Source organism: Autumnicola musiva, assembly GCF_031846585.1.
Taxonomy (GTDB): domain Bacteria; phylum Bacteroidota; class Bacteroidia; order Flavobacteriales; family Flavobacteriaceae; genus Autumnicola; species Autumnicola musiva.
On sequence record NZ_JAVRHK010000011.1, the window covers coordinates 130,293 to 138,012 of the forward strand.

General features: G+C 37.8%; 7 protein-coding genes. 5 read left to right on the plus strand and 2 right to left on the minus strand.

The window, feature by feature from the left end; genetic code table 11:
- The first annotated feature begins 13 nt into the window (after positions 1 to 13).
- Positions 14 to 1,336, plus strand: coding sequence for a gliding motility-associated protein GldE (locus tag RM539_RS14410; protein ID WP_311504117.1), 1,323 nt, complete (start codon positions 14 to 16; stop codon positions 1,334 to 1,336).
- Positions 1,333 to 1,893 (plus strand): gliding motility lipoprotein GldD, encoded by a 561-nt coding sequence (gene gldD / locus RM539_RS14415; protein ID WP_311504118.1) that lies wholly within the window; start codon positions 1,333 to 1,335, stop codon positions 1,891 to 1,893. The genes RM539_RS14410 and gldD overlap by 4 nt, the downstream gene beginning before the upstream one ends.
- Positions 1,894 to 2,259: 366 nt before the next feature.
- Here the strand turns inward: gldD and RM539_RS14420 are convergent, their stop codons facing one another.
- Together RM539_RS14420 and RM539_RS14425 are read right to left on the minus strand one after the other, a co-directional pair.
- The gene (locus RM539_RS14420) at positions 2,260 to 4,329 is read right to left on the minus strand and encodes a M16 family metallopeptidase (RefSeq protein ID WP_311504119.1); all 2,070 of its coding nucleotides are present in this window, start codon (positions 4,327 to 4,329) and stop codon (positions 2,260 to 2,262) included.
- 107 nt (positions 4,330 to 4,436) lie between these two features.
- On the minus strand, positions 4,437 to 5,759 hold the full coding sequence (locus tag RM539_RS14425) for a M16 family metallopeptidase (RefSeq protein WP_311504120.1): 1,323 nt from the start codon (positions 5,757 to 5,759) through the stop codon (positions 4,437 to 4,439).
- A 172-nt stretch (positions 5,760 to 5,931) separates the two neighbouring features.
- Between RM539_RS14425 and RM539_RS14430 the strand changes: the two genes are divergently transcribed.
- From RM539_RS14430 to rpmA, 3 genes are all read left to right on the plus strand, one after another.
- Complete coding sequence (locus tag RM539_RS14430) at positions 5,932 to 6,396, plus strand: DUF4199 domain-containing protein (protein WP_311504121.1); 465 nt, start codon at positions 5,932 to 5,934, stop codon at positions 6,394 to 6,396.
- Positions 6,397 to 6,512: 116 nt separating this feature from the next.
- A complete protein-coding gene (gene rplU, locus RM539_RS14435; RefSeq protein WP_311504122.1) occupies positions 6,513 to 7,010 on the plus strand; it encodes a 50S ribosomal protein L21 in 498 nt (165 codons plus the stop codon).
- Between the two features lie 29 nt (positions 7,011 to 7,039).
- Positions 7,040 to 7,300: a 50S ribosomal protein L27 gene (rpmA, locus tag RM539_RS14440; RefSeq protein ID WP_311504123.1), complete on the plus strand. Its 261-nt coding sequence runs from the start codon at positions 7,040 to 7,042 to the stop codon at positions 7,298 to 7,300.
- Positions 7,301 to 7,720 lie beyond the last annotated feature (420 nt).

The following is a 7,720-nucleotide window of genomic DNA, read 5'->3' on the forward strand; positions in this document are numbered from 1 at the left end:
AAAATTTTCGCCTTTGGATCCGGAACCTCCCAGTTTGTTTTTATTTTGGGCCGCTTTCAATTTCACCCACGTAGTAAGCCTTATCATCTTATTGCTCTTATTGTTCTGTTCAGCACTTATTTCGGGGGCTGAAGTTGCCTTTTTTTCCCTCACTCCGGCTAATTTTATTACTGAAGACGGTAAAAGAACCAAAACACAGGAGATTGTAATAAAGCTTTTAGAGAAACCTAAAAAGCTATTGGCTACCATACTTGTGGCCAATAATTTTATCAATATTGCTATTGTATTGCTTTTTGATTCCCTGGCTGATACTTTTTTTGGAGGAATAGACACCATGTTCTGGGGTATAGATTTCCGTTTTGTTCTTGAAGTGGGAGTTGCCACTTTTTTAATATTACTTTTTGGAGAAATTCTTCCAAAAGTTTATGCCAGCAGGAATAATGTGCAATTTTCTAATTTTATGGCACATCCGCTCAACTTACTGGATACGCTGCTCTCGCCATTAAGTACTCCTATGCGGGAAGTTACACTTTATATTCAGGAGAGATTCGGGAAAAAGCGCTCCTATATAAGCATAGATCATCTTTCCCAGGCGCTGGAATTAACCAGTGAGGAAGATACTTCCAAAGAAGAGCAAAAAATCCTGCAGGGAATTGTTTCCTTTGGAAATACCGACACCAAACAGGTTATGCGTCCCAGAATGGATATTTTCGCTCTTAACGAAGATCAATCTTATGCAGATATAATTCCGGAAATAATTGAAAATGGCTATTCCCGAATTCCGGTTTACAAAGAAAATATCGATAATGTTTCCGGTATTCTTTACGTGAAAGACCTGTTACCATACCTGGAAGAAAAGGATTTTGACTGGCTGGGTTTGGTGCGGGAACCGTATTTTGTGCCTGAAAACAAAAAACTTGATGATTTGCTGAATGATTTTCAGGTTAAAAGAAATCACCTCGCAATTGTTGTAGACGAATATGGCGGAACCAGTGGATTGATTTCCCTGGAAGATATTATCGAAGAAATTGTTGGGGATATTAGTGATGAGTTTGATGATGAAGACCTTATTTTCTCTAAACTTGATGAAAACAATTACATTTTTGAGGGTAAAACTCCGCTGAAAGATTTTTATAAAATAATAAAACTTGAAGATCCTACTGTTTTTGAGGAGCAAAAAGGGGAGGCCGAAACCCTGGCAGGATTCCTGCTGGAAATCTCAGGCGGATTTCCGAAGAAAAATGATATAATCACCTTTCTTGATTATACCTTCAAGGTTGAGGTGATAGACGACCGGCGTATAAAACAAATTAAATTTAGTATTGTACCTGTATGAAGTTGAAGAATGTACTGCTTATTTTTCCTTTTTTACTTTGGGCATGTGCAGACGAGCCTCAGCCTAAGCCTAAAGCTTTTCTGGCGCTGGATTATCCCGAAGCCGGGTTTTCAAGAGTGGATATTGGCTGTCCGTACTCTTTTGAAAAAAATGAACTTGCCACAATTTCTCCTTCACTTACCAATACTCCCTGTTGGATAAATCTGGATTACGATTTAATGAACGGTTCTATTTATTTAACCTATCAGCAGGTAAATAATAACCTGGACTCTCTGTTGCGCGATGCCCAGAAACTTCCTTTGCAGCACACTATTAAGGCCGATGCTATTGAGGGAGATATTTATACCAATGATGTACGAAATACCTACGGAATGTTTTATGAAGTTTCGGGTGATGCGGCTTCTCAGGCACAATTTTATTTGACAGACAGTACAGAGCATTTCCTGACTGGTTCAATTTACTTTAACAGCCTGCCCAATTATGATTCAATAATCCCTGCGGCCGATTATCTTAAAAAAGACATGCGTCACCTAATGGAAAGCCTTAGCTGGGAGTAAGATTCACTAAATTTGTTTCCATATTTATCTTGCTGAGCGTTAGCAAAATCATAATTTAGGCCGGTGGAAAATTTTACTAATCCTGCTCTATTGTTAACGCACATAATTCTTGGAATTTATCTGCGGAAGCACAGTTTTAAACCCTGAAAAAGAAATCCCCCCTTTTTTCTTTGTTGCTTTGAGCTGGGGGATACTGGATGGGGAAATATTTAGCATCTGGCAATTGTTTTCAGCAACAATTATTTTGCTGGGGGTTTTTATTGTTAACCGCGCGAAAAATCTTTATTCAAAAAAGAAGAAACAGTCGATATAAAAAAAGCCGGCTCCTGTAAAGAAAACCGGCTTTCCCAACATTAATAAAAATTTTTACTCCTCGAAATCAGACGCGTCTACTCCTTCATTTACAAGAATATCAGTCACGTTAAATTCGAAATTCTGAGGCCCTGCAGATTGAGAAATGGTGTAAGGGAATTTTACTCCGCTTACTTCCTTATAATTACTGTATCCGGTAGGTACACTCATAGTTTGTCCCCCTTGGCTCACTGTTTTTACAGATTTTACTTTTAAGCCGCTTTCTGTATCGTAGTAGTCAGTTTGGTTATTGCTAACAGCAACGGCATAGGCATCTTTACCTTCTATCTGCTCCATTCCTTTTAATTCTGCTCCTGCTGCATCCAGTTCAGGGAAAGGAGAAGCATCGGCTTTTGCAGCTTCTATTTGCTCATCGGTGTAAGGCATTTTTTGCCCCTGGGCCATAACAAAACCAGTTTCACCGTTAAATACCTGTTTGCTCATGGTGTTTCCGCCCATTGTAACTTCCTGGGCCAGTTTACCTGCTTTGGTCCTCTTCATTTCAAGCCCCAGTTTCATGCCCTGTACTTCTGCTTCAGCTAACATTACAACACTTTCAACATCGTTTACGGCATCGCGTCCACCAATAGCTTGAAGATATTTTTGATAAACTTTTTCAACAGTTATGGACGGATCCATATTTTTATTGTAATCTGGTTTTTCTGTAGGCTCAGCATATTTGTTATAATATTGCACAGGAATATTTATACCGTTGTAGGAAACTTTCTCAAGATTCTCCAGTACTTCACTTCCTTTGCCGACCACCACTATACGTGCATTATCCGCCAAGAAATATTTTTTGGCTACTCTCTGCACATCTTCTGTGCTAACATCATTTATCCTTTCCAGGTATTTTTCATAAAAATCTTCCGGCAAATCTTCAGTTTCCACATCTAAAGCAAGGCTGGCCAGGGTTGAAGGCTGTTCTAAAGACAGAACAAAGTCTCCTGTATATTTGGCTTTTGCGTTCTCAAGTTCTTGTTTTGTGACCTGCTCATTCCTCATCTTATAGATTTCATCTAAGAAGGCAACCACAGCGCTATCTGTTACAGCATTTCTCACACTTGCACTTGCTGTGAAAGTAGTTGCGCCATATTTATCATTTCCGGTCCTGGAATAAGCGCCGTAAGTATATCCTTTATCTTCACGAAGGTTAAGGAACAAACGCGCTTCTCCACCGCCACCAAGGATCTTGTTGGCCAAAAGAACAGGAAAATAATCCTCATCCTTCATTTTAAGATCTATGGTATTTACCACGGCTATTTCACTCTGCACTGCATTAGGCATGTCTACAAAATTGATTTGTGTGCTTTCAACATTACTAACTGCAGGCAGGTTGTTTTCAGGAATGCTGCTTTTTTTCCAGTTGCTGAAGTTTTTCTTTACCAGCTTTTTAACATTGCTAAAACTTACATCTCCTACTACAACTAAATATGCATTTTGAGGTGCAAAGTAATTTTTGTAGAAATTTTTAGTATCTTCAAGAGAAACATCTTGAACCGTTTCCTGAGTGATGAACTCTCCATAAGGATGATCTTTCCCATACGCAAGTGCCGATCTTACCCTTGAGGCATTAAAGCTTACATCTTTCTGATTCGCCTTTAAACTTTCAACCTGCCTGTCTTTGGCTTTTTCAAATTCTTCCTGAGTGAATTTTGGATTTAGGGCACCTTCTGCCAAAAGTTCCAGTACTCTCGGGAAATATTTAGACAGGGTGTTTGCATTTGCCCCGCTTGAGTAAAAATTTAGTCTTGCTCCAAGAAAATCTACTTCTTCATTAAATTTATCTTTGGAAATATTTTGTGTACCTGTGCCAAGTAAGTCCCCGGTAAGGCTTGAAATCCCGGCCTTATTTCCTTCTGCATGAGGTGGATTGTCTAATCTTAAAGCCATGGAAACTCTTGGAAGTTTATGATTCTCTACAACCAGTACATTTAAGCCATTATCCAGAGTGAAGCTCTTTGGTTTTTCTACGTTTACTTTGGGAGCAGGTCCCGGTTCAGGTTGTTTACTGCGGTCTATTTGCGCACTGGCTCCAATAGAAATAAACAGGAGAAGTGCAAAAGCTACGATATTGTTTTTCATGTTCTTCTTAGTTTTAACCCTTTTTGAGGGATTTAATACGCCAAGGACTTGCCTCGGATTAATTAAAAATTTTCGATTTTATCGACCTGCTGAGGATCTTGATTGTTTTATTCTACGTTACTGCTTTCCGGTAAATATTCAAGAACAACCCTCTGGGTGGGCTTAAGATATTCGTTAGCTACCCTCTGGATATCCTCTCTGGTGATCGATCTGTAAATTTCGATTTCTTCATTTATAAGATCGGTATTTCCGTATAAGAGATAATTACGGGCTAAAGAATTAGCTATTCCGGCAACGCTGGAATTGGAATTTACATAGTCATTTTCAGCTTTATTCTGAAGTTTCTGAAAATTTCTTTCTGAAATCAGATCATTTCTGAGTTTTGCAATTTCTTCTTCCATTTCCTGATTAAGTGTCTCTAAGGAAGTATCACCAAGAGGAAGGGCGAAAATAAGGTACATTCCGTAATCTTCCTGCTCAAGGTTAAAGGCTGCCACCTGAAGTGCCTGCTTTTGATCGTCTACAAGCTTTTTATATAATTTTGAACTATTTCCGTCGCTTAAATAAGTTGAGATCATATTAAGTACATAAGAATCCTTATCGGTAAATTCAGGAGTTCTGTATGCAAGAACGGTAGCCGGAATCTGGATGTTTGGATCTGTTGCCGTAGCATTAATCTGATCCGTAATAGGCTCTTCTTCAGGTAAATTTCTTTCAATTTCTTCCCCTGAAGGAATCGGGCCAAAATAATCCTGGATCATTTTCTTTGTCTTCGAAATTTCGATGTCTCCTGCAACAACAAGTACGGCATTATTTGGTACATAATATTTTTCAAAATAATCCTTGAATTCATCAAGAGTAGCGGCATCCAGGTCTTTCATGTAGCCAACATTAGGATCCTTGTAAGGATGCTTTTCAAATAAATTCGATGAAACAGATTGTAGTAGGTTTCCATAAGGAGAATTATCATATCTCATCCTTCTTTCTTCCTTTACTACTTCGTTTTGGGTGTCTACACCTTCCTGTTTAATAATTGGGTGCATCATTCTTTCAGATTCCATCCAAAGCCCTAACTCGAGGTTGTTTGAAGGGAAAATTTCATAATAATATGTTCTGTCGTTTGTGGTGTTGGCATTATTGCTCCCTCCGTTTGAACTAACAATTTCAAACCATTTTCCTTTCGGAATATTTTCAGTTCCTTCAAAAAGCAGGTGTTCAAAGAAATGAGCAAAACCTGTTCGGCCTTCTTCCCTGTCTTTGCCGCCAACGTGGTACATTACAGATGTTGCAACTACGGGAGCGGTATTGTCCTGATGAAGAATAACATGCAATCCGTTATCGAGGTCGTATTCAGTGAATTCTACCTCCTGGGCAATGGCATAGCTCCCAAAGAAGAGGACGATGGCCAATGTGGTAATTTTGTGAATCATATTTAGTGGTTTTTATTAATGTATCCTATAGGTACATGGATAGCCTGCATTGTTACATATTTGTGAGACTTATTATGCAGCCCCGGGCATACGTGTTCAAATAAAATTAACAAGCCCTTAAGGTACATTAAATCATATTTTTCTGAAATTTACTTGTAAAACAAATGTGATCATGAATAAACTCAGCATTCCTTTAAAATATGGAATATTTACAACTATAGTTTTAATCGCATATTTTTTGTTATTATCGCTTTTCGGACTTCACATTTTTCCGATTTATAGTTTATTTAATGCTGTAATTACTGCAGCAGGTATGTTTTTAGCTATAAAACATTACAAGCGAACGAAAGGGGATAAGTTTAAATATCAGAAAGGTTTTGCCACGGGAATGTTTACCGGTTTTATTGCAACCATTCTCTTTACCGGTTTTTTTGCCATTTATGCTGCAGATATTAATCCGGAATTTTTCAATAAACTTGTAGCAATGTGGGATTCCGATTATGAAACCCCTCTGGGTCTTGTAATATTTGCGGTTGCACTGATGGGGGCATCTACTACTGTAGCCCTAACCCTTACTTATATGCAGTTATTTAAAAGATCGTGGAACACTAAAGAAGGTAAAAGACACACTTTATAAAATTGCTGTAAAACAATTAAAGACTTTGCCAGTTAATTAATTAGAATTATATTTGCACCCGCTTGTAAATAAGCAGGATTATCTTTAGATAAATAATTTAATTAATTAAATACGCTATGTACGCAATTGTAGAGATAGCAGGGCAGCAATTTAAAGTTGCAAAAGACCAGAAAGTATTCGTTCACCGTTTGGCTGGAGAAGAAGGAGATAGTATCTCTTTTGACAAAGTTCTTCTTACCGGAGATGGTGACGATGTAACTCTTGGCGCCCCGGCTATAGAAGGTGCTCTCGTAGGAGCAAAGATCACACGTCATCTTAAAGGAGACAAGGTTATTGTCTTTAAGAAGAAAAGACGTAAAGGTTACCGTGTAAAAAATGGTCACCGCCAGGCTTTAACTGAAATCCAAATTGGAGATATTACTATAGATGGAAGTAAAAAATCTTCATCTTCAGAAAAAACTGTAAAGAAAGAAGAGGCCAAGGCTCAATCTGATAACCAGGCTGAAGATTTAAACAGTAAAACTGTTGTTGAATTAAGAGAAATGGCTAAAGATAGAGGTATAGAAGGTGTTTCTTCAATGAAGAAAGCAGACCTTGTTGCTGCATTAAGCTAATTTTATTAACATTCTAAAACTGAAATAAGATGGCTCATAAAAAAGGAGTTGGTAGTTCCAAGAACGGTAGAGAATCAGAATCGAAACGCTTAGGTGTGAAGATCTTTGGAGGACAGGCTGCCGTAGCCGGAAATATCATTGTAAGACAAAGAGGAACTGCACACAATCCAGGTGAGAATGTGTATGCAGGTAAAGATCATACATTACATGCCAAAATTGATGGTGTGGTCAAATTTGTTAAGAAAAAAGATAATAAATCATACGTATCTATTGAACCGTTTGAAGCATAATTAATTTTTCTTTCTTAGATAAGAAGAGCCTCCAGTAAAAACGGAGGCTTTTTTCATTTTTAGATTGCCTATTATTGGAGTTAGAAAGATCATTATGGCTAGTTTAAATTCCTGAAAACGATAAAGTTCTTAAAGCTCAAGTCTTTTCTTGTACTTATTTTTATTTCTGAGGTCATCTTAGAGTAAACTCTTAAATGGAATTTAGATATCCTTTTTCCTTCAAGTAAGAAAGGCTGGGGAGCACAAGGTCATTGATAGAAATAGCTGTTACTGCTTTTACATAATGTTACAGGATAAGCAACAGTACGGGTTAATTTTTACCGCAAGGAGTAATCCCGAGATATAATATCACTTTTATGTAGAGGACTATCTCATAAACTGTGTAAATAGAAAAATAACAGGGGTCGCGACCCCTGTTAT

What these genes read in the sequence shown, in the direction of transcription:
- RM539_RS14420 (WP_311504119.1), bottom strand. Translation starts at nt 4,329, where the DNA reads ATGAAAAACAATATCGTAGCTTTTGCACTTCTCCTGTTTATTTCTATT.
- rpmA (WP_311504123.1), top strand. Translation starts at nt 7,040, where the DNA reads ATGGCTCATAAAAAAGGAGTTGGTAGTTCCAAGAACGGTAGAGAATCA.
- gldD (WP_311504118.1), top strand. Translation starts at nt 1,333, where the DNA reads ATGAAGTTGAAGAATGTACTGCTTATTTTTCCTTTTTTACTTTGGGCA.
- RM539_RS14430 (WP_311504121.1), top strand. Translation starts at nt 5,932, where the DNA reads ATGAATAAACTCAGCATTCCTTTAAAATATGGAATATTTACAACTATA.
- RM539_RS14425 (WP_311504120.1), bottom strand. Translation starts at nt 5,759, where the DNA reads ATGATTCACAAAATTACCACATTGGCCATCGTCCTCTTCTTTGGGAGC.
- rplU (WP_311504122.1), top strand. Translation starts at nt 6,513, where the DNA reads ATGTACGCAATTGTAGAGATAGCAGGGCAGCAATTTAAAGTTGCAAAA.